The following is a 20,480-nucleotide window of genomic DNA, read 5'->3' as shown; positions in this document are numbered from 1 at the left end:
CTCATTCTCCTTGCGCCGCAGGCGTGGCGGCGCTCACTTCCAGCATCACGCCATGGCGCGCGGTCACCCGCACGTTCTGGCCAGCTTGCAGCGGCGTTGCGCATTGCACTTGCCATTGCTCGCCCTGGGCCAGCACCACGCCACAGAACGGGTTGCCTGGCATTACCTGGGTGACGGTGGCCAGGCTGCCGACCAGGCCGGCGTCGCCGCTCACCAGCGCCCGCCGTCGTGCCTTCAGGGCCATGCCCAGCACGCCACCGATCAGCAGCGCCGAAAGCACGGCCAAGGTACCGATCAAGGTCAGCGGGATACCGAAGCCTGGGGCATCGGTGTCGATCAGGATCAACGCGCCGACCACGAAGGCGACGATGCCGCCAAAGCCGACCACGCCGAAGCTGGGCAGGAAGGCTTCGGCGATCATGAAGGCGATGCCCAGCAGGATCAGCGCCATCCCGGCGAAACTCACCGGTAGCAGTTGCAGGGCATACAACGCCAACAGCAGGCAAATGCCGCCGACCACACCGCCCACCGCGGAGCCGGGGTTCATGAACTCGAACAACAGGCCATACACGCCGATCATGATCAGGATCAGTGCTACGCCGGGATTGGTAATCACGGCCAGCACCCGTGTGCGCCAGTCCGGCAGGTGCTCGACCAGGCTGGCGCCGACAGTCTGCAGCGGGTGCGGTTGGCCGGCGACCTGCAGCGTTTTGCCATCCAGCTTGCGCAAAAGGTCGGGCAGGTCATCGGCTATCAGGTCGATCACATTCAGCCGCAAGGCTTCGCTGGCGGGCAGGCTGACGGCCTCGCGCACGGCCTTCTCCGCCCACTCGGCATTGCGCCCACGCAGTTGCGCCAGGCTGCGGATGTAGGCCGCGGCGTCGTTGACCTGCTTGCGTGCCAGGGTTTCATCATCGCTGCCCTTGGTCTTGTCGTCCTTGGGGGCACCTGGGGGGCCGCCGACCTGTACGGGGGTGGCGGCGCCCAGGTTGGTCCCGGGCGCCATTGCGGCAACATGGCTGGCGTAAAGGATATAGGTGCCTGCGCTGGCGGCGCGGGCACCGCTGGGCGCAACGTAGGTGGCCACTGGCACGGGACTGGCGAGAATCGCCTTGATCATCTGGCGCATGGCGCTGTCCAGCCCGCCTGGGGTATCCATGCGGATGACCACAAGCTGCGCGCCCTGTGCCCGGGCCTGGTCGAGGCTGCGTACCAGGTAATCGGCGCTGGCAGGGCCGATGGCATCGTCGATGCCCAGCACCCACACTGCGCCGGGCGCTGCCTGACCGCCGGGCGTAATGCCAAGCAGCAACAGCAGCAACAGCCAGCGCCAGCAGCGGGCGATCACCTGTCGTCACCTCGTTTGCCTCTATTGCACAAGTTTAGCCCTGCCTGCCGCTGCCAGGCCTAAAATTGGAGATTGGGGGGTGAAACCGGAGGTGCATCATGCGTATGGCTAAAACCCTGCAGGCCCGCCTGGACAAGGCCAACTGCGATTACGACATCATTCCCCATCCCCATTCGGCCACCAGCCTGGAGTCGGCCCGTACGGCCGGCGTGCCCGCCGAGCGGGTCGCCAAGTCGGTGATGCTCGATGACCGTCATGGTAACTACATCATGGCCGTGCTACCGGCCAACCGGCACCTGGACATGACCAAGGTGCGCATGTCCGGGGCCTGGCAACTCACCCGGGAAAGCGGCTTGCCTAGCCTGTTCAGTGACTGCGAGCGTGGCGCCGTGCCGGCCCTTGGTGATGCCTACCAGATAAAAATGCTGCTCGACCCGAGCCTTACCCGCCAGGGCGATGTCTACCTGGAGGCGGGTGACCACGATCACTTGATCCACATGAGCATGGAGCAGTACATGAAACTGGTGCCGCACGCCGAAGTGCGCGAGCTGTGCTGATGTTTTCACACCACTGCCAGGCGGGCGTCGTGGACGGCTTGCCTGGCACCGAGGAGGAACCATGGAAGCGCCGATTCATCGCTTTGCCGACCTGTTCAAACAGCTGGGCCTGCCCGACGATCCCGAGAGTATCGATCAGTTCATCACCAGCCATTCACCGCTGAAGAACGAAATCAAGCTGGTGGATGCGCCGTTCTGGACCGACTCCCAGCGTGCCTTTCTCAAGGACAGCATCATTGAGGATGCCGATTGGGCGGAGCCTTTCGATCAACTCAACGAAGCGTTGCGCCGCCCCCGAAAATAAAGCGCCGAGCGGCACCTGACGAGTGATTGGCCGTTGCTATGCTCAGGAAAACAATAAGGGGATAGCGCGATGAAAGATCCCTACGCACCAGGCTTCTGGTGCTCCGTGACGATCCTGGGCACCCTGACGGCCAGTTACTTCTACGGCATCAGGCAGACGCAACAGATGAATCAGGCAGTGCATTTTTTGTATGCCGCTGCCGCTGTCACTGTGGCGGTTGCACTGGTGGCCCTGACGTGGATTGCCTGGCAGCAGTTGCACCTGAACAAGCGTGAAGTGATCCAGGGGCGAACGTTGCTGACCATCTGGAACACCAAGGTGGCCTTACGCCGTGTCGAGACGGTGTTCGACCGCTACTTCTGGGGTAGCTACTGGCATTCGGGGCGCACCTTCGAAGAGGTCATGGGCGAACTCAAGGGCACGCCGCTGGAGCAGAGCCTGGATGCCCTGAAGCGCCAGTGTCGAGCACTGGACCGTGAAATCCATGACCACCATCACCACTGGCTGGCCAACGCCCGCGACCTGTCCAGCGTGGCCCAGGCCATGGCCCGTGAACGCTACCAGCTGGACCTGGGCGAGCCCACCTGCAGTGGCCATGGCAATACTGCCGTGCTCAACCGTGACCTTGAGGTGCTGGTGTACACGTGGTCGGCGCGCCTGCGCAGCTTCGACCATCAGCTGGACGAGCTGGAGCGCGCCTACCATTGAGAGGCGTCATTCTCCGCGGATGTATTGCTCCAGTTGCTGAATCAGGCTGGCCTGTTCGGTGATGGTTTCCTTGACCAAGTCACCGATCGACAACAGGCCAAGCAGTTTGCCATTGTCGACCACCGGCAGGTGACGCAGGTGGCGATCGGTCATCAGGTTCATGCAGAAATCGAGCTTCTGCTTGGGCTCCACGGTGACCACTGGAGCACTCATGATTTCGCGCACGGGGGTGGCGGCGGACGAGCGGCCCTTCAGCACCAGTTTGCGCGCATAGTCCCGTTCACTGACGATACCCACCACCTGGTTGCCCTCGACCACGGGCAGCGCACCGACGTTTTTCTCCGCCAGCATTTTCAGGGCGTCGAGCACCGAGTCATCCGGGCCGATGGTGTACACGGTCTGGTGCTGGGACTTGGTCTTGAGGATTTGTTCGACGGTCTTCATACGGGCCTCTGCGGGTGAAAAAAGCGCTGTCTCGGAGTAACTAAAGCATCCGGCACGGCGCTCTGCACGGCAATGCAGGAAACGGCATGGAGTCGATTGAAAAACGTCATGGGTTGAATGCCTGTTCCGGCTTCTTCGCGGCTGAAGCCGCTCCCACAGGAATTGCACCACCTTTGAATTCTGTGTGGTTCACACTGTGGGAGCGGGCAAGCCCGCGAAGCAGGCAATGCGATAGATGGCACCGGCTGCGCCGGTGTTCGCGGGCACGCCCGCTCCCACAAGTACAGCGCAAACCTCAGGCATATGCTGTACCTGTGGGAGCGGCTTTAGCCGCGAAGAGGCCGGTACTGCCAATCAGAGCTTCGGCATCTGCCCGAGCCGCGCCACCATCTCGCTCACGATCTGCAAGTCCAGCATGAACTGCTCCACGGTCTTGAACTCGTTGTCGTTGTGCCCCGTGTACTTTACATCCGGCATGGCCAGGCCGAACTGCACGCCGTTTGGCAAGTCGTGCACCGAAGTGGCGCCGGCCGAGGTGCCGAACTCATGCTTCATGCCCAGGTTCTCGGTGGCCACCGCGAGCAGGGCCTTGACCCATTCGCCCTCGGGGTTGCGGTACATCGGCTCGTCCAGGCTGTAGTCGAAGGCTACCGAGGTGTGGCTTTGGCGGGTCCACTTGCCCAGTTTGTCAGCCAGTTCGTCCTTGATCGTGGCGATCGGCTTGCCCTTCGGAATACGCAGGTTCACCGCCAGTTTCAGGCCTTTGTCATCCACCCCGACAAACGTCAGCGAGGCAGTCAGCGGGCCCATGAATGCGTCCTTGAACGCCACGCCGAGTTTGTTGCCCAGGTAGTCCAGGCCCCAGTTGTCGGCGGCGTAGCGGGCGGCGTCGGTGAAGTGGTTGTGCTTGAGCGGAACCTGCTTGTCCACGCCGTTGATGAAGTCGAGCATGCGGGCCACCGGGTTCACCCCGGACTCCGGCTCCGAAGAGTGGGCGGAAACACCGGTCACCGTGAGCAGCACGTTCTTGCCCTCAGCTTTGGCGTCGATGCTGAAGTCGCCGCCATGCTGCTTCACGTACTTGGCACCGGCTTGCTGCAACTGTTTGGCCAACTGCGTCGGGTTGTCTGAAACCAGGGTCGCTACCGAGGTGGTCGGGATCTGGTTGGTGGCCAGGCCGCCAGTCAGGTTGACGATTTCTGCGCCCTTGCCAGTGCCCGCCCGCTTGCTGAAGCTGGCCATGACCGTGCCGTAGCCTTTCTCGGCGATCACCACCGGGTAGCCGCCGTCGAGGGCCAGGTTGTAGTCGGGCGTGGGGTTGCGCTCGAAGTAGTAAGGGATGGCGTCACCGCTGGTTTCTTCGGTGGTGTCGATCAGCAGCTTGAACTGCCGGGCCAGCGGCAGGTTCTCGTCCTTGGCCACTTTCAGCGCGTACATCGCCACCACGATGCCGTTCTTGTCGTCTTCGGTGCCACGGCCGTACATGCGGTCGCCAACCAGGGTGACCTTGAACGGGTCCAGGCGTGTGCCGTCGGCCAGCTTCCAGTTGTCCGGGTTGACCGGCACGACGTCGGCATGGGCATGGATGCCGATTACTTCCTTGCCGCTGCCGAGCGAAATCTCGTACACGCGGTTGTCGATGTTGCGGAAGGCCAGGCCAAAGCTGTCGGCCAGGGCCTTGATCTTGTCGGCAATCTTGAGGAACTCGGGGTTCTGGTACTGCGGCGTACCCTCGACATTGAAGGTGGGGATGGCCACCAGCTCGCGCAGGGTTTCGGTGGCGGCCTTGCCATACTTGATGCGGGTATACAGGCCGAGCAGGCGGTTGATCTCGTCTTGCTGCTCGGCGGCCAGTGGCTTGCCGGCCAGGTAGGCGTCGAGGGTTGCCCCGAGGTTGTCGGCCTTGGCAAGGTCGCTGCCTTTGAGCTTGTCGAGGAACTGCTTGAAGTCGCTTGGGTTGCTGCCGTCGAAGGCTTTGACGATGGCAGCGGACTGCTGCTGGGTGAGGTTGGCCTGGGCCGGCTGGGTGAACAGGCCGATGCTGGCCAGCAGCAGGGTGGTGGCGGTGAGTTTTTTCAGGTGCATGGTTGCGTGCATTCCTTCGCCAATCATTGTTGTGGGTTACCCGTTCGAAAAACGGGAAGACGCCCACGCTAACACCAATGACCTATGGCACGGGAGTGCCAGAAACGCGACATGTCGCACAAACGAAAAAGCCCCGGGCTCAGGCCCAGGGCTTTTTTGATATGGCGCACTCGGCGGGATTCGAACCCACGACCCCTGCCTTCGGAGGGCAGTACTCTATCCAGCTGAGCTACGAGTGCAACGCGCACGCATGATACCCATCTGAATCGGTGGCGTCCATCGCCTTGATCTGTAGCTGTTTTTACCTGCCAAGTCACTCCGGCTGGGCGTTCAACCCGATCAGAGCGCGATCAGTTCTGGCCTTAGCCCTTCCACGCGGCGTACTGGCGGCAGGTAACCGCCAGTTCCAGTAATCTGGTGCAGCACCTTCTCGCGCAGGCCATGCAGCGCAACGCCGGTGCGCAACCGTGGGTGCGGCAGGTCGATTTCCACCACCGACTTGATCCTGCCTGGGCGTGGCTCCAGCACCACGACCCGGTCCGCCAGGTACGTCGCCTCTTCGGCATCGTGAGTGACCAGCAAGGTGGTGATGCCGGCACGTTCGCGAATGGCCAGCAACTCGTCCTGCAGCTGCTGGCGGGTCAGCGCATCCAGCGCGCCGAATGGCTCGTCGAGCAGCAGGATCCGAGGGCTGGCGACCAGGCCACGGGCGATAGCCACGCGCTGTGCCATGCCGCCGGACAGCTGGTGCGGGTAAGCCGATTCGAAGCCCACCAGCCCCACCAGTTGCACGAACTCATGCACGCGCCGCGCACGTTCACCTTGCGTCAGCGACTCATTGACCAGGCCCAGGGCAATGTTCTGTTCCACGGTCAGCCATGGGAACAGACGATGCTCCTGGAACACGATGCCGCGCTCACCACCAATGCCTTTCACGGTATGGCCGTCGACGCGAATGCTGCCGCTGTAGTCGGTATCCAGCCCAACCAGCATGCGCAGCAAGGTGGACTTGCCACAACCGGATGCGCCGACAATGGCGATGAACTCGCCTTCGTTGATCGACAGGTTGAAGTTGCGGATGGCCTCGAACGGTTGGCCGTCCACGGTGAACACCTTGCCGACCCCTTCGAAGCTGACCAGGGGCGGGGTGGTGTCGGGCTGGTTGGCCGCGTGCAGGTGCGAGGTGTTGAAGGCGTTCATGCGGTTCTCCAGCGCGTGGCGCGCGATTCGAGGCGTTGTCCAAGGTTGCCGAGCAGGGCGCCGACCAGGCCGATCAGGACCATGGCGGCCATTACCTGGTCCATGCGGAACAGTTGCTGGGCGCCGATCATCAGGCTGGCGATGCCGCCGTCCGAAGGCATGAAGTATTCGGCGCCGATGGTGCCCAGCCAGGCGTAGATCAGCGACAGGCGCAGGCCGGCGAAAATCGCCGGGGCCGCACCGGGCAGTACCAGCAGACGCAAGCGTTGCCACAGGTTCAGGCGCAGCGTGCGGGCGGCTTCGCCCAGCTGTGGCGAGAGGCTGGCGATACCGCGTTGGGTAGCGATCAGCAGCGGGAAGAACGCGGCCAGGGCTACGAAAACGTGCTTGGCCCCTTCACCCAGGCCGAACCAGGCGGTGAGCAGCGGCACCCAGGCGAACAGCGCCACCTGGCGCAAGGCCGAAAGGCTTGGCCCGAAAAGGCGTTCTGCGTGGTTTGAAAGCCCTAGCAGCAACCCGGTCAGCAGGCCGGCGCCACCCCCCAGCAGCAGGCCGGTGAGGGTGCGTTCCAGGCTCAGCAGCAAGGCCTGCGGCAGCGACCCATCGGCCAAACCGACCAGCAGCGTGCGCAGTACCTCAAGTGGTGAGGTGAGAATGTTCGGGTCAACCCAGCCAAAGCTGCTGCTGGCTTGCCACACTGCCAGCAGTGCCAGCGGCAACAGCAGGCTTTGCCAGCCCCGTGGCACTGGCCCGCGCTGCTGTTCGCCGGTGGCCGGTTGCGGCCAGAACAGCACGTGCTTTTCCAGGATAGAGAAGCTGCGCTCCAGCACGGCACCGACCAGGCCAATCACCAGGATGCACAACAGCACAAGGTCGAGCATGAACAGCTGCCGACCCCACACCATCAGGTAGCCGATCCCTTCGCTGGAGGCCAGCAACTCGACCGCCAGCAGCGAGGTCCAACCGGTGGCAAGGGCCAGACGCACGCCGGTGAGAAACGCGGGCAGGGCAGCCGGCAGCAGCAGGCGCAGGAACAGCAAGTGCCGGGGCAGGCGCAGGGCCAATGCGGCTTCACGCAGTTTGGGCTGGGCATCGCGCACACCTACCAGCGTGTGCAAGGTGACGGGAACCACCACGGCCTTTACCAGCACCACGAGCTTCAACAGTTCGCCGATGCCGAAGAACAGCATGAACAACGGAATCCAGGCCAGCGTAGGAATCTGTGCCAGTGCCACGAAGGTTGGCAGCACCAGTGTCTGTGCCCGCTGCGAAGCGCCCAGCCATACGCCCAGCAGCAAGCCGCTGCCGATACCTACCGCCAGCCCCCAGAACAACCGTTGCAAGCTTATCCACAGGTGCCCCCAAAGCTCGCCGGAGCCAAACTCCACCGCGCTCTGCCACACCAGCGCTGGCGCCGGCAGAATCTGCTCGCTCATCCAGTGCTGCCGGCTGGCTATCACCCAGAGCACGGCAACTACCGCAGGCACGAGGTACGCAAGGCCCCTGTAGGAGCGGCCTTGTGTCGCGATCGGGCCGCGCAGCGGCCCTCGAAGCCACCTCCGATTCCTGCTCAGAACTCCATTCATCGGCCATCTCTCGAAGCGTTGTTATGTTATTCACTTATGGAATTAGAAATTCTCAAAAGCACATTTCAAGAGATAAGAGCATGCGTCCCCTGCATACGGAAGCCCCCCGCCGTTGCGTTTTCCTCATATTTTCCATGCGCTTTTCGCAAGCCTGGCGCAGGCCCGCATGCCGCCTGGTTTATGCTTTTCAGTTACTAAAAAATGAAGTTTTGATCTTTGTAGGTTCTAACCAGACCTGCCTAGCTTCTGGCCAAAGCGCCGGCCATCGCCGGTGGCAGCCTGCCAAGGAGCCTTGCCATGAAAACCCCGTTGCGCCACCTCGTCACCGCCCTTGGGCTGGCCTTCACCCTCAGCGCCCAGGCGGCCGAGCCCGCCAAGCCTGAAAGCATCCGCATCGCCGTACCCGACCTCAGCGCCGGCAGCAAGCCCAGCGCGGGCGGCGTAGTCGATGTATTGCGTGACCAGCAGTTGCTGGAGAAGGAATTCGCCAAGGATGGCATCCGCATCTACTGGCACTTCTTCAAGGGGGCCGGCCCCGTGGTGAACGAGGCGTTGGCCAATGGCCAGGCCGACTTTGCCTACCTGGGTGACCTGGCCGCGATCGTTGGCAAGGCCAATGGCCTGGATACCCGCGTGCTGACGGCGGGCGTGCGTGGGGTCAAGAGCTACCTGGGCGTGGTGCCTGGCTCTGGCATCAAGACCCTGCACGACCTCAAGGGCAAGCGCGTAGCGGTGTTCCGCGGCACAGCCAACCAGCTGTCGTTCGCCAGCGCCCTGGCCAGCCAAGGGCTGACCGAGCGTGAGCTGAAGGTGATCAACCTGGACTTCAACGCCGCCAACGCTGCGCTGGCGGCCAAGCAGATCGACGCCACCTGGGGTCTGTCCAACCTGCTGTCGCTGCGTGAACGTGGACTGGTCGAGCTGCCGGTCAACTCGCGGGACCTCGAAGGCGCCGGTAGTACCCAGGCAGTGCTGCTGGGCACGGGCGACTTCATCCGCAAGTACCCCGAACTGGTCCAGCGACTGGTCAACGCCCAGGAGCAGGCCAGTACCTGGTTGCGTGACGAACATAACCGCGACGCCTACATCAACCTGGTGGCCAACAACGCCAACTGGCCACGCAGCATCCTCAGTGATGACCTGGCCAAGGAAGACCTCGCCCATTACTTCGACCCACGCCTGGACGCCGAATTCGTCGGCCAGTTGCAGCAGGGCGTCGACCTGGCAGCCAAGGAGCGGCTTATCCGCCGTGGCTTCCAGGTTGCCGACTGGATCGAACCGCGCTTTCTCGATGCCGCGCTGAAACAGGAACAGGCCGTGCAGGCCGCCCGCTGAACCCGAACAACCCGACAACAACCGCAAGGACCACGACCATGAGCAATGCCGCCCTGGCCACCGCGCCACAAACCCTCGAACTCGACATTCACCCGGTTGCCGGCCGTATCGGCGCCGAAATCCGCGGTGTGCAGCTGTCTGCCGACCTTGATGCCGCCACCCTGGACGCCATTCAGGCGGCGCTGGTGAAGCACAAGGTGATCTTCTTCCGTGGCCAGACCCACCTGGATGACCAGAGCCAGGAAGCCTTCGCCAAGCTGCTTGGCGAGCCGGTCGCCCACCCCACCGTGCCGGTAGTGGACGGCACCAGCTACCTGCTGCAACTCGATGGCGCCGAAGGCCAGCGGGCAAACTCCTGGCACACCGACGTGACCTTCGTCGACGCCTACCCCAAGGCCTCGATCCTGCGCAGCGTGGTGGCGCCGGCTTCGGGTGGCGATACCTTGTGGGCCAACACCGCTGCGGCCTATCAGGAGTTGCCCGAGCCGCTGCGTGAGCTGGCCGACAAGCTGTGGGCGGTGCACAGCAACGAATATGACTACGCCAGCATCAAGCCCGATGTGGACCCGGCCAAGCTGGAGCGCTATCGCAAGGTATTCACATCGACCGTTTACGAGACCGAGCACCCGGTGGTGCGCGTACACCCGATCAGTGGCGAGCGGGCGCTGCAACTGGGGCATTTCGTGAAGCGCATCAAGGGTTATTCGCTGGCGGATTCGCAGCACCTGTTTGCGGTGTTGCAGGGGCATGTGACGCGCCTGGAAAACACCGTGCGCTGGCGCTGGCAGGCGGGGGATGTGGCGATCTGGGATAACCGGGCGACGCAGCATTATGCGGTGGATGATTACGGGACCCAGCCACGGGTGGTGCGCCGGGTGACGTTGGCGGGTGAGGTGCCGGTGGGGGTGGATGGGCAGTTGAGCCGAACTACGCGTAAAGGCTGATATCGCCGGGGGCCGCTTTGCGGCCCTTTCGCGACACAAGGCCGCTCCCACAAAAGCACGGCGTACGCCGGTCCATTGTGGGAGCGGCCTTGTGTCGCGAAACGGGGGCAAAGCCCCCGCCAGCTACAACTCGGTATCACAGGCAATCAGCTGCCTGACCAGCCCTTGAGCCAATGGCGATAGCCCATACCCCACCCGGCTCACCACCCCATAGCGGGTATAGAACGTCTCCTCCTGCTCCGCTGTCAGGTCCGCCAGCTTCAGCGCCACCAGTCCCCGCTCCATCTGATACGGCCGCAAATTGGCATTGCAGGCAATGCCAATGGTGTCCGAATGCATCACCACATTCAGCAACGCATAGCCATGCTCGCACTCCACTGATGGCAGGAAATCCTGCCGTCCGCTCAGGTCGCTGAGGATCTTGCGGATATTCGGCGGGCGAAAGGTCGTGGCCAGCGGGTAGTCGAACAGGTCACGCGCCTGCACGCTCTCCTGTTCGGTCAGCGGGTGCCCGGCGCGGCAGCAGAAATGCCAGCGTTGCGGGGCCAGCTTGTGCACCTGGTAATCCGGGTCGGACTCGAACTGGCGGGTGTCGGCAACAAAAAACTCGATCTCCTCGGCAACCAGCTTGCGGTTCAGCGCCTGCCAGTTGTCCACCTGAAAGCACGTGCGCGCCGCCGGGTACTCGGCCACGAAGCGCGCCACTGCCCGTGGCACCAACCCTCCGGCCGGTGCCGGGCCGGAGCCGAAACGCACCACGCCCGTGGTGGCGCCGTTGAACTGGTGAATTTCGTTGACCAGGTTGTGCGCCCCATGCACCAACCGCCGCGAATGCTCCAGCACCAACAGGCCTTGGCGGGTGGGCGCCAGCTCTTTGCTGGCGCGGTCCACCAGGCGGCAGCCAATGTTGTGCTCCAGGGTCTGGATGCTGCGGCTGAACGCCGATTGCGACAGGTTCACGGCAGCCGCAGCGGCCACGAAACTGCGGTGCTCGACAAGGGCGATGTAGTGGCGCAGCTGACGCAGATCGATATGCATTTTCTACATTAAAACCTTCGGTCAAATGCAATTGCTGACAAGGGTGAGTCCCCTTATAAAGGGAGTTACTTATTCCACTAAATATGATTTAAAAATATTTATATCACTTAAAAGAATATAAGCCCGACTGACCGCGATTCGGTTCCGCCAACGGAAATGCTCGCCAGGGCCCATGCCTCAAGGAGCATTTGCATGTCCGGACTTTCCCGTTGGCCTGCGCGCGCGTCGCGTTTCACCTTGCAACCCTTGGCCGCTGGCGTGCTGCTGGCGGCGTCCTCTGGCAGCTTCGCCGAAGAACCGGTCAGCGCCAGCCCGGCAGTGGAACAGGAAGCCAAGCTTGGCACCGTCACGGTCAATGCCCGCCGCCGCGAAGAAACCGCGCAAAGTGTGCCCACACCAATCAGCGTGCTCGACAGCGAGACATTAGAAACCCAGCGCATCTACCGTGTGCAGGATCTGCAACAGCTGGTGCCCAGCACCAACGTCGCCTATGTGCATGCCCGCCAGTCGAGCATCTCGATCCGCGGCCTGGGCAACAACCCGGCCAGCGATGGCCTGGAGGGCAGCGTCGGCATCTATCTGGATAACGTCTACCTCGGCCGCCCCGGCATGGCGGTATTCGACCTGCTGGACGTGGAGCAACTGGAGGTGCTGCGCGGCCCGCAGGGCACGCTGTTCGGCAAGAACACCACCGCCGGGGTGCTGAACATCACCACGCGCAAGCCCACCTTCCACCGTGAGGGCAGCATCCAGCAGTCGATTGGCGAAGACGGCTACCTGCAAACGCAAGGCAGCTTCTCGGGGCCGATCAGCGAGACCTTGGCCGGGCGTATCAGTGCCTACCGCACCGAAGATGATGGCTATGTGAAGAACATCCACAACGGCGACGACCTCAACGGCGGCAAGCGCCAGGGCTTTCGTACGCAGTTGCTGTTCAAGCCTAGCGACACCTTCAACCTGCGCTGGATCGGCGAGTACAACGAGGAGGACTCCAACAATGGCATCCTCAGCCTGTACAGCACCGGCCCCACCATCAATGGCGTCAACCGCTACGAAAGCCTGGCCGCCCAGGCGGGCGCGACACTGGTGTCGGGCAAGGACCGCAAGGTCAATTTCGACGCCGACCAGCAGGTAACGGTGTTCCAGGGTGGCACCTCGGTGGAGGCCAACTGGACGTTGCCCAACGACTTCACCCTGACTTCGATCACCGCCTACCGCTGGTGGGACTTCACCCCGCGCAACGACGATGGCCTGAACGTGCCGGTGTTCTACAGCGCCGGGGTGTCGGTGCGTGACAAGCAGTACTCGCAGGAAATCCGCCTGGCTTCGCCCACCGGTGGCGCCTTCGACTATGTGCTGGGGGCGTACTACTTCAAGCAGGACCTGGACAACAAGTCCTTCACTTATTACGGACCGCAGGCGGATGTCTGGAACCTGACGCCCGCCGGTGCCTTGAACAATGTCGACACCATCGGCAACGGCCACATCAACACCGACAGCTACGCGCTGTTCGCCCAGGGCACCTGGCATGTCACCGACCGCCTGGATTTCACTGCCGGCATTCGCGGTACCTATGAGGAGAAGAGCGCCTGGGTAACCCGCGATGCACCAAGCGGCGGTGCGGCTGTAACGGGTGCTGCTGCAGCGGCGCGGCAGGCCCGGATAGGGGCCTACGATTCGGGCGACCTCAACCAGTACAGCTTCAGCCCCTCCGGCCTGCTGGGCCTGAGCTACCGCTTCAACGAGCAGCTGCTGGGCTACGCCACCCTGACTCACGGCGAGAAGTCTGGCGGCGTCAACCTCACCGTCGGTGCTGCGCCACGGTTGGGTACCGATTCGCTGCTGGTCGGTACCGAGCGGGTCAACAATGCCGAACTGGGCTTGAAAAGCACCCTGTTCGACGGCCGCCTGCAACTCAACAGCAACCTGTTCTGGGCCGAAGTGCATGGCTACCAGGCCAACGTCTACGACCAGATCAACCGCGTGCAATACCTGGCCAACGCCGGCCGCGTACGCTCGCGAGGCCTGGAGTTCGAGGCCATGGCGCTGCCGATCCGCGGCCTTACCGTCAACTTCAACGGCTCGTGGAACGATGTGCGCTACACCGAGTACAAGGATGCCCCGTGCCCACCTGAGGTGAGCCTGGCTAATGCCACCGCCACTTGCGACTTGTCCGGCCACCAGGTGGTCGGTGCCTCCAAGTACATCGCCAACCTCAACACCCAATACAAATGGCAGGCCACCGAGCACGTAGAACCCTACGTCACTGCCAGCTACGCCTTCCGCTCGAAGGCGGTGGGCACCATCGACGATTCCGATTTCGGCCAGATCCCCAGCTACGCGCTGGTCAACCTTTCCGCCGGTGTGCGCCTGGACCAGGGCGACGGCGTAGTCGACCTGTCGCTGTGGGTGAAAAACGCCGGCGACAAAACCTATTTCACCAGCCTGTGGAACTCCGCCAACGGTGGCTATGCCGGTGTACTCGGCACCCCGCGCACCTTCGGCGCAACTGCCCGTTACGACTTCTGAGCACAAGGAGCTTTGCCATGAATGCCAAGACTGAAACCCCTGCATTGCCTGAGGGCGCCTGCCTGACCGCGAAAGTGCCGGAGCGCGACGAAGCGCTGCTGGGGGACGTGGTCGTCAACCCGTACCGCCTGGCGCCGTTGACCGCGATCATCCGGGACGGTGGCCGCAGCCTGAGTGACGCGCATGTGCGCGTACTGGGGCGCGGCGAGCGCGGTGTGGACATTGCCTACGAAGTGTCTGACCGCTCGTTGTGGACCTACGGCGGTATCCCCGTGTTCGGTTTGTACCCAGACTACGTCAATCAGGTGGAAGTGACCTATAAGCTCGACGGCGAGCGTATTCGCCAGCAATACCAGATCTACGCCCCGGCCGTGCGCCTGCCGGTGGTGGCGAAGCAGACCGCTGCGTTGCCGGAAGTGGAGCCGATCAAGGTGGCGCCGGGCTTTGAAAAGCGCCTTTACCTGTTCAACCACTTGCAGGGCGATATTCCTGGGGGCCGTGCCTTCAAATGGAACGCACTGGGCGGTGCGGCGGAATGGGACCAGGTGGGCAACAACTGGATCGCCGACAGCAACGGCGATGTGCGCTGGTACCTGGACATCGAGCAGATCCACGATTCCAACCGCCGCGATGGCCTGGGCGGCACCATGGGCTTCCAGCAGACCCGCGACGGCAAGCTGATCTGGGGCCAGGGCCAGACCTATTCCAAGTACGACTTGCTGGGGCGGCGTATCTGGCAGCGCACGCTGCCCGACAAGTTCGCCGATTTCTCCCATGAAATTCGCGAGACTACCAATGGCACTTATCTGCTGCGGGTGGGTACCAGCGACTATCGCCGCCCGGACGGTAAGCGCGTACGTTCGATCCGCGACCACATCATCGAGGTTAACGAGGCCGGGGATGTGCTGGACTTCTGGGACCTCAACCAGATCCTCGATCCGTATCGAGGCGACTTGCTGGAAACCTTGGGCAAGGCCGCCATTCAGTTGCCGGAAGGGGTGCAGAAGCAAGACGAGCGGCTGGCAAATGAACTGGCCGAAGGTGATTTGCCCTTTGGTGACACCCCCGGCGTGGGCACCGGGCGCAACTGGGCGCACGTCAATGCCATCGACTACGACGCCGATGACGACAGCATCATCGTTTCAGCACGGCACCAGGGCGTGGCGAAGATCGGCCGCGACAAGCAGGTGAAATGGATTCTGGCCTCGCCCCAAGGCTGGCCGCAGCATCTGCGTGAGAAGGTGCTGAATCCGGTCGAGCGCGAAGGTTTTGACTGGTCGTGGACCCAGCACACCGCCTGGCTGACCGGCAAGGGCACGCTGACCGTGTTCGACAACGGCTGGGGCCGCGACTTTGCACCGACCAAGCTGAGCGGCAACTATAGCCGGGCGGTGGAATACCGCATCGACGAAGCCAAGGGTACCGTCGAGCAGGTGTGGGAGTACGGCAAGGAGCGCGGCGACGAGTGGTACAGCCCGGTCACTTCGGTGGTGGCTTACCGGCCCGAGACCGACACCCAGTTCATTTACTCGGCCTCGGTTAATTTCCTGACCCCCGAAAAACTGACCACGACCGTGCTCAACGAGGTACGGCGCGGGACCCAGGAGGTGCTGGTGGAGCTGAAGGTGCACAGCCGACAGCCGGGCAGTGTCGGCTACCGGGCACTGGTGATCGACCTGGCCAAGGCCTTCTGACACATCCCTGCCGGGAGGGCCGTCGGTCCTCCCATCACATTTCCTTCAGCTTGTTCGTCTAACCTGTACCGGCCCTATCGCCGGCAAGCCAGCTCCCACAGGGACCCCACAAAATTCAGCACCTGTGCAGTCCCTGTGGGAGCTGGCTTGCCGGCGATAGGGCCAGTTGCCACAGCACAAAATTGTGAAATTTCCGCCCGGCTGTTCAACCATTCGTTCTTTTTTTCGAACAGCCTATTGTCCAACACCCCAGCAGCCGCTTAGCATTCGTTTGAGATTTCAAACGCTCGATGCCCTGCCTTGGGCGCTTTTCAACAATCAACAATTCGGGAAGCCGACATGCAGCTCAAAGACGCTCAGTTGTTCCGCCAGCAAGCCTATATCAATGGTGAGTGGCTGGATGCGGACAACGGCCAGACCATCAAGGTGACCAACCCGGCCACCGGTGAAGTCATCGGTACCGTGCCGAAGATGGGCACCGCGGAAACCCGCCGCGCCATCGAAGCCGCCGACAAGGCCCTGCCGGCCTGGCGTGCCCTGACCGCCAAGGAGCGTTCGGCCAAGCTGCGTCGCTGGTTCGAACTGATGATCGAGAACCAGGACGACCTGGCTCGCCTGATGACCACCGAGCAAGGCAAGCCACTGGCCGAAGCCAAGGGCGAAATCGCCTACGCCGCCTCGTTCATCGAGTGGTTCGCCGAAGAAGCCAAGCGCGTCTACGGTGACACCATCCCTGGCCACCAGCCAGACAAGCGTCTGATCGTCATCAAGCAGCCAATCGGCGTTACCGCGGCCATCACCCCGTGGAACTTCCCGGCCGCCATGATCACCCGTAAAGCCGGCCCGGCCCTGGCCGCTGGCTGCACCATGGTGCTCAAGCCTGCTTCGCAAACCCCATACTCCGCCCTGGCCCTGGTCGAGCTGGCCCACCGTGCCGGTATCCCGGCTGGCGTGCTGAGCGTCGTTACCGGCAGCGCTGGCGAAGTTGGCGGCGAGCTGACTGGCAACTCCCTGGTACGCAAGCTGTCCTTCACCGGCTCGACCGAAATCGGTCGCCAGCTGATGGAAGAATGCGCCAAGGACATCAAGAAGGTTTCCCTGGAGCTGGGTGGCAACGCCCCGTTCATCGTGTTCGACGACGCCGACCTGGACAAGGCGGTCGAGGGCGCGATCATCTCCAAGTACCGTAACAACGGCCAGACCTGCGTCTGCGCCAACCGTATCTACGTGCAGGACGGCGTCTACGACGCGTTCGCCCAGAAGCTGGCCGCCGCTGTTGCCAAGCTGAAGATCGGTAACGGCCTGGAAGAAGGCACCACCACTGGCCCGCTGATCGACGGTAAAGCTGTCGCCAAGGTTCAGGAACACATCGAAGACGCCGTTGGCAAAGGCGCCAAGGTGCTGTCCGGTGGCAAGATCATCGAAGGCAACTTCTTCGAGCCGACCATCCTGGTTGACGTACCGAAGACCGCTGCCGTCGCCAAGGAAGAGACCTTCGGCCCACTGGCGCCGCTGTTCCGCTTCAAAGACGAAGCCGAAGTCATCGCCATGTCCAACGACACCGAGTTCGGCTTGGCTTCGTACTTCTACGCCCGCGACATGAGCCGTGTGTTCCGTGTTGCCGAAGCCCTGGAATACGGCATGGTGGGTATCAACACCGGCCTGATCTCCAACGAAGTGGCACCGTTCGGTGGCATCAAGGCTTCGGGCCTGGGCCGCGAAGGTTCCAAGTACGGTATCGAGGACTACCTCGAAATCAAATACCTGTGCATCAGCGTCTGATAGCACGGTAAAGGCTTTACCTCTGCCAGCGGGGCGCGAGAGCGACGTCTCGCTGGCCTTTTTTACATCGCAGTACCTGGTGGCCAGGGCGTTTGCGGCAGTCGATCAACGAATACTGTTCGCGAGCACTCCCAGCCACCCCCGAATAAAAGCGCCATTCCTGTCGGCGCAATGAGGGCATTATGAGCAAGACCAACGAATCCTTGATGCAACGTCGTGTAGCTGCCGTCCCACGTGGCGTCGGCCAAATCCACCCGATCTTCGTCGACACCGCGAAGAACTCGACCGTGATCGACGTTGAAGGCCGCGAACTGATCGACTTCGCCGGCGGCATCGCAGTACTGAACACCGGCCACCTGCACCCGAAAGTGGTTGCAGCCGTGCAAGATCAGCTGACCAAAGTCAGCCACACCTGCTTCCAGGTGCTGGCCTACGAACCCTACGTAGAGCTGTGCGAAAAGATCAACAAGCTGGTACCAGGCGACTTCGACAAGAAGACCCTGCTGGTCACCACCGGCTCCGAAGCCGTTGAAAACGCCGTAAAAATCGCCCGTGCCGCCACTGGCCGCGCTGGCGTGATCGCCTTCACCGGCGGCTACCACGGCCGTACCATGATGACCCTGGGCCTGACCGGCAAGGTCGTGCCGTACTCCGCTGGCATGGGCCTGATGCCAGGCGGCATCTTCCGCGCCCTGTTCCCGAGCGAACTGCACGGTATCAGCGTTGACGACGCCATCGCCTCGGTCGAGCGCATCTTCAAGAACGACGCCGAGCCACGCGACATCGCCGCGATCATCCTCGAACCAGTACAAGGCGAAGGCGGCTTCCTGCCAGCGCCGAAAGAGCTGATGAAGCGCCTGCGCGAGCTGTGCGACAAGCACGGTATCCTGCTGATCGCCGACGAAGTACAGACCGGCGCTGGCCGTACCGGTACCTTCTTCGCCATGGAACAGATGGGCGTTGCGCCTGACCTGACCACCTTCGCCAAGTCCATCGCTGGCGGCTTCCCGCTGGCCGGTGTGTGCGGCAAGGCCGAGTACATGGATGCCATCGCGCCAGGCGGCCTGGGCGGCACCTACGCCGGTTCGCCGATCGCTTGCGCCGCGGCCCTGGCCGTGATCGAAGTGTTCGAAGAAGAGAAACTGCTGGACCGCAGCAAGGCTGTGGGTGAGCGCCTGACCACTGGCCTGCGCGAAATCCAGAAGAAGTTCCCGATCATCGGCGACGTCCGTGGTCTGGGCTCGATGATTGCTGTCGAAGTCTTCGAGAAAGGCACTCACACCCCGAACGCTGCTGCTGTTGGCCAGGTTGTTGCCAAGGCACGCGACAAGGGTCTGATCCTGCTGTCCTGCGGCACCTACGGCAACGTCCTGCGTATCCTGGTACCGCTGACTGCCGAAGACGCCCTGCTGGACAAAGGCCTGGCCATCATCGAAGAGTGCTTCGCTGAACTCGCTTGATGTGACACGCTTCAGAAAAAACCCGCCTCGGCGGGTTTTTTTTGTGCCCAGAAAAGCCATGGGGCGCTATCGTTAGCGGAGGATTTGCTTTGGAAGCTGCGACGGACTGTGTGTCAGGCTAATCAGGAGCTGTTGGCGATGAGCGCTGCAAACCCCACCGCACCAAACGTACTGATTGTCGAGGGCGATCCTTGGGTACGTGACATGCTCAGCGAAATGCTGCTCAGCGTACGCTGTGATGCCCGGTTGCATGTATGCGCCGACGGTTCGCAGGCACTCAACCTGTTGGCCAACAAACCTGACCTGATCATCGCCGCCCGCGAGCTGGCCGGTGTCGACGGCCTGGACCTGTTGCGCAAGGTCCGCGCCAAAGGGCCGGAGTTGCCGTTCATCCTCATGAGCAACCGCAGCGACAGCGCCAGCGTGCGCGAAACATTGCCGCTGCACCCTACCGCCTACCTGAGCAAGCCGCTGAACCTGGACAACCTGCGCAAGCGCCTGGAAGAGCTGCTGGTGGCGGTTGGCGAGGAAATCGCCTGCCCGGTCCCTGCCTTGCAGCCCGGTGCCAGCCTGCCGGCCTACCTTGAGCAACGCCGCGCTACTGCCGATGGTGGGCCGTTGCTGGCGGATGTGCAGGTAGCGATCAAGCGCGCGCTCAACCCTCAGGGCCTGAACCTGAAGGTGCTCGAAGAGGAAGTGCGTAACGACCCTCAGGTTACCGCTGTGTTGATTGCCGCCGCCAACAGCGCCGCGCTGCACCGTGACGCCCCGGTACAAACGTTGCTGCAGGCTTTGAACAAGCTTGGCAGTACCCAGAGCATGAACCTGATCCTGGGCATGACCCTCAAGCGCAGCGCACGCCTCAGCGACCCGTTGCTGGCGGAACATGCCGCCCGTTACTGGGACCTGTCGCTGCACACTGCCGAATATGGCCGTACCTTGGCGCGCATGCTCGAACTGGACGAAGGGCGTTGTTATTGCGCGGGTTTGCTGCATTGCCTGGGTGACCTGGCGGTGTTGCGTTGCCTGCAGGAGTGGCGCCTGGCCGGTGGCGAGCTGGACGAGGGCAAGGTGCAGCTGTCGCTTGACGAATTTGGTGCTGCGTTCGGCTCGGCGCTGCGTACCCGCTGGCGCTTGCCGTTGGCGCTGCGGGAGTTGATCGCGGCCATTTACCAGCTTGGCGGTGGCGTGTATTCGCGGGAGATTCTGGCCATGAACCTGGCTGGGCAGTTGTCGCGGCTGCCGGCCGAACAGGGGATGGAGAAGGTGGCCAGTGGCAAGACGGCGCGGTTGCTCAAGCTTGGGTTGCCAGAGCTGAACCGGCTGCGCAAGGTGGAAAACCCGGAGTTGAAGCCGCAGCAAGAGCCGCCTGTGGCTGAGACTGAAGTGTCCAACTGAGATTTTGGGGCCGCTTTGCGGCCCATCGCCGGCAAGCCAGGCTCCCACAGGTACAGCGCAATGCCTGA

General features: G+C 62.7%; 16 protein-coding genes and 1 tRNA gene. 10 read left to right on the top strand and 7 right to left on the bottom strand.

The annotated features are described in order from the left end of the window. Window position 1: 1 nt before the first annotated feature. Window positions 2–1,348, bottom strand: a complete 1,347-nt coding sequence (locus tag A0O30_RS18350; RefSeq protein ID WP_105947427.1) for a nodulation protein NfeD — start codon at window positions 1,346–1,348, stop codon at window positions 2–4. Between the two features lie 98 nt (window positions 1,349–1,446). Here A0O30_RS18350 and A0O30_RS18345 point away from each other — a divergent pair, with 98 nt between their 5' ends. The 3 genes from A0O30_RS18345 (at window position 1,447) to A0O30_RS18335 (ending at window position 2,917) form a co-directional block, all read left to right on the top strand. Next, complete coding sequence (locus tag A0O30_RS18345; RefSeq protein WP_016714419.1) at window positions 1,447–1,905, top strand: aminoacyl-tRNA deacylase; 459 nt, start codon at window positions 1,447–1,449, stop codon at window positions 1,903–1,905. A 61-nt stretch (window positions 1,906–1,966) separates the two neighbouring features. Further along, window positions 1,967–2,209 (top strand): DUF2789 domain-containing protein, encoded by a 243-nt coding sequence (locus A0O30_RS18340; RefSeq protein ID WP_105947426.1) that lies wholly within the window; start codon window positions 1,967–1,969, stop codon window positions 2,207–2,209. 69 nt (window positions 2,210–2,278) lie between these two features. Further along, window positions 2,279–2,917, top strand: a complete 639-nt coding sequence (locus A0O30_RS18335) for an NADH:ubiquinone oxidoreductase subunit N (protein ID WP_105947425.1) — start codon at window positions 2,279–2,281, stop codon at window positions 2,915–2,917. A 6-nt stretch (window positions 2,918–2,923) separates the two neighbouring features. Here the strand turns inward: A0O30_RS18335 and A0O30_RS18330 are convergent, their stop codons facing one another. From A0O30_RS18330 to A0O30_RS18310, 5 genes are all read right to left on the bottom strand, one after another. Next, window positions 2,924–3,361: a CBS domain-containing protein gene (locus tag A0O30_RS18330; RefSeq protein ID WP_043200239.1), complete on the bottom strand. Its 438-nt coding sequence runs from the start codon at window positions 3,359–3,361 to the stop codon at window positions 2,924–2,926. 354 nt (window positions 3,362–3,715) lie between these two features. After that, window positions 3,716–5,446 (bottom strand): dipeptidase, encoded by a 1,731-nt coding sequence (locus A0O30_RS18325; protein ID WP_105947424.1) that lies wholly within the window; start codon window positions 5,444–5,446, stop codon window positions 3,716–3,718. 162 nt (window positions 5,447–5,608) lie between these two features. Next, a tRNA-Arg gene (locus A0O30_RS18320) sits at window positions 5,609–5,685 on the bottom strand. 100 nt (window positions 5,686–5,785) lie between these two features. Next, on the bottom strand, window positions 5,786–6,646 hold the full coding sequence (locus A0O30_RS18315) for an ABC transporter ATP-binding protein (RefSeq protein ID WP_105947423.1): 861 nt from the start codon (window positions 6,644–6,646) through the stop codon (window positions 5,786–5,788). Beyond that, on the bottom strand, window positions 6,643–8,232 hold the full coding sequence (locus A0O30_RS18310; RefSeq protein ID WP_256589713.1) for an ABC transporter permease: 1,590 nt from the start codon (window positions 8,230–8,232) through the stop codon (window positions 6,643–6,645). Before A0O30_RS18310 ends, A0O30_RS18315 begins: the two co-directional genes overlap by 4 nt. Before the next feature lie 297 nt (window positions 8,233–8,529). On the opposite strand from A0O30_RS18310, the gene A0O30_RS18305 reads away from it, so the two are divergent. Further along, window positions 8,530–9,567, top strand: coding sequence for an ABC transporter substrate-binding protein (locus tag A0O30_RS18305; RefSeq protein WP_105947421.1), 1,038 nt, complete (start codon window positions 8,530–8,532; stop codon window positions 9,565–9,567). A gap of 38 nt (window positions 9,568–9,605) precedes the next feature. Beyond that, on the top strand, window positions 9,606–10,511 hold the full coding sequence (locus A0O30_RS18300) for a TauD/TfdA family dioxygenase (protein ID WP_105947420.1): 906 nt from the start codon (window positions 9,606–9,608) through the stop codon (window positions 10,509–10,511). A 123-nt stretch (window positions 10,512–10,634) separates the two neighbouring features. Here the strand turns inward: A0O30_RS18300 and A0O30_RS18295 are convergent, their stop codons facing one another. Then, the gene (locus A0O30_RS18295) at window positions 10,635–11,549 is read right to left on the bottom strand and encodes a LysR family transcriptional regulator (protein ID WP_105947419.1); all 915 of its coding nucleotides are present in this window, start codon (window positions 11,547–11,549) and stop codon (window positions 10,635–10,637) included. A gap of 192 nt (window positions 11,550–11,741) precedes the next feature. Here A0O30_RS18295 and A0O30_RS18290 point away from each other — a divergent pair, with 192 nt between their 5' ends. The 5 genes from A0O30_RS18290 to A0O30_RS18270 all read left to right on the top strand — a co-directional run bounded on the left by A0O30_RS18290 (window position 11,742) and on the right by A0O30_RS18270 (window position 20,412). Continuing rightward, entirely contained in the window at window positions 11,742–14,078 is a 2,337-nt protein-coding gene (locus A0O30_RS18290) for a TonB-dependent receptor (protein ID WP_105947418.1), read from the top strand. Between the two features lie 17 nt (window positions 14,079–14,095). Continuing rightward, on the top strand, window positions 14,096–15,772 hold the full coding sequence (locus A0O30_RS18285) for an aryl-sulfate sulfotransferase (protein WP_105947417.1): 1,677 nt from the start codon (window positions 14,096–14,098) through the stop codon (window positions 15,770–15,772). A gap of 339 nt (window positions 15,773–16,111) precedes the next feature. Further along, complete coding sequence (gene gabD / locus A0O30_RS18280; RefSeq protein WP_015268576.1) at window positions 16,112–17,554, top strand: NADP-dependent succinate-semialdehyde dehydrogenase; 1,443 nt, start codon at window positions 16,112–16,114, stop codon at window positions 17,552–17,554. Window positions 17,555–17,736: 182 nt separating this feature from the next. Continuing rightward, window positions 17,737–19,014: a 4-aminobutyrate--2-oxoglutarate transaminase gene (gene gabT, locus A0O30_RS18275; protein ID WP_105947416.1), complete on the top strand. Its 1,278-nt coding sequence runs from the start codon at window positions 17,737–17,739 to the stop codon at window positions 19,012–19,014. A 138-nt stretch (window positions 19,015–19,152) separates the two neighbouring features. Then, window positions 19,153–20,412, top strand: a complete 1,260-nt coding sequence (locus A0O30_RS18270; RefSeq protein ID WP_105947415.1) for a response regulator — start codon at window positions 19,153–19,155, stop codon at window positions 20,410–20,412. The last annotated feature ends 68 nt before the right edge of the window (window positions 20,413–20,480 follow it).

Source organism: Pseudomonas sp. LLC-1, assembly GCF_002992185.1.
Taxonomy (GTDB): Bacteria; Pseudomonadota; Gammaproteobacteria; order Pseudomonadales; family Pseudomonadaceae; genus Aquipseudomonas; species Aquipseudomonas monteilii.
This window is presented reverse-complemented; position numbering and strand designations above follow the sequence as displayed.

Bases quoted from the DNA above. Each gene is read 5' to 3' on its own strand.
- A0O30_RS18345 (WP_016714419.1), top strand. From the start codon at position 1,447: ATGCGTATGGCTAAAACCCTGCAGGCCCGCCTGGACAAGGCCAACTGC.
- A0O30_RS18340 (WP_105947426.1), top strand. From the start codon at position 1,967: ATGGAAGCGCCGATTCATCGCTTTGCCGACCTGTTCAAACAGCTGGGC.
- gabT (WP_105947416.1), top strand. From the start codon at position 17,737: ATGAGCAAGACCAACGAATCCTTGATGCAACGTCGTGTAGCTGCCGTC.
- A0O30_RS18300 (WP_105947420.1), top strand. From the start codon at position 9,606: ATGAGCAATGCCGCCCTGGCCACCGCGCCACAAACCCTCGAACTCGAC.
- A0O30_RS18310 (WP_256589713.1), bottom strand. From the start codon at position 8,232: ATGAATGGAGTTCTGAGCAGGAATCGGAGGTGGCTTCGAGGGCCGCTG.
- A0O30_RS18325 (WP_105947424.1), bottom strand. From the start codon at position 5,446: ATGCACCTGAAAAAACTCACCGCCACCACCCTGCTGCTGGCCAGCATC.
- A0O30_RS18305 (WP_105947421.1), top strand. From the start codon at position 8,530: ATGAAAACCCCGTTGCGCCACCTCGTCACCGCCCTTGGGCTGGCCTTC.
- A0O30_RS18330 (WP_043200239.1), bottom strand. From the start codon at position 3,361: ATGAAGACCGTCGAACAAATCCTCAAGACCAAGTCCCAGCACCAGACC.
- A0O30_RS18315 (WP_105947423.1), bottom strand. From the start codon at position 6,646: ATGAACGCCTTCAACACCTCGCACCTGCACGCGGCCAACCAGCCCGAC.
- A0O30_RS18270 (WP_105947415.1), top strand. From the start codon at position 19,153: ATGAGCGCTGCAAACCCCACCGCACCAAACGTACTGATTGTCGAGGGC.
- A0O30_RS18335 (WP_105947425.1), top strand. From the start codon at position 2,279: ATGAAAGATCCCTACGCACCAGGCTTCTGGTGCTCCGTGACGATCCTG.
- gabD (WP_015268576.1), top strand. From the start codon at position 16,112: ATGCAGCTCAAAGACGCTCAGTTGTTCCGCCAGCAAGCCTATATCAAT.
- A0O30_RS18285 (WP_105947417.1), top strand. From the start codon at position 14,096: ATGAATGCCAAGACTGAAACCCCTGCATTGCCTGAGGGCGCCTGCCTG.
- A0O30_RS18295 (WP_105947419.1), bottom strand. From the start codon at position 11,549: ATGCATATCGATCTGCGTCAGCTGCGCCACTACATCGCCCTTGTCGAG.
- A0O30_RS18290 (WP_105947418.1), top strand. From the start codon at position 11,742: ATGTCCGGACTTTCCCGTTGGCCTGCGCGCGCGTCGCGTTTCACCTTG.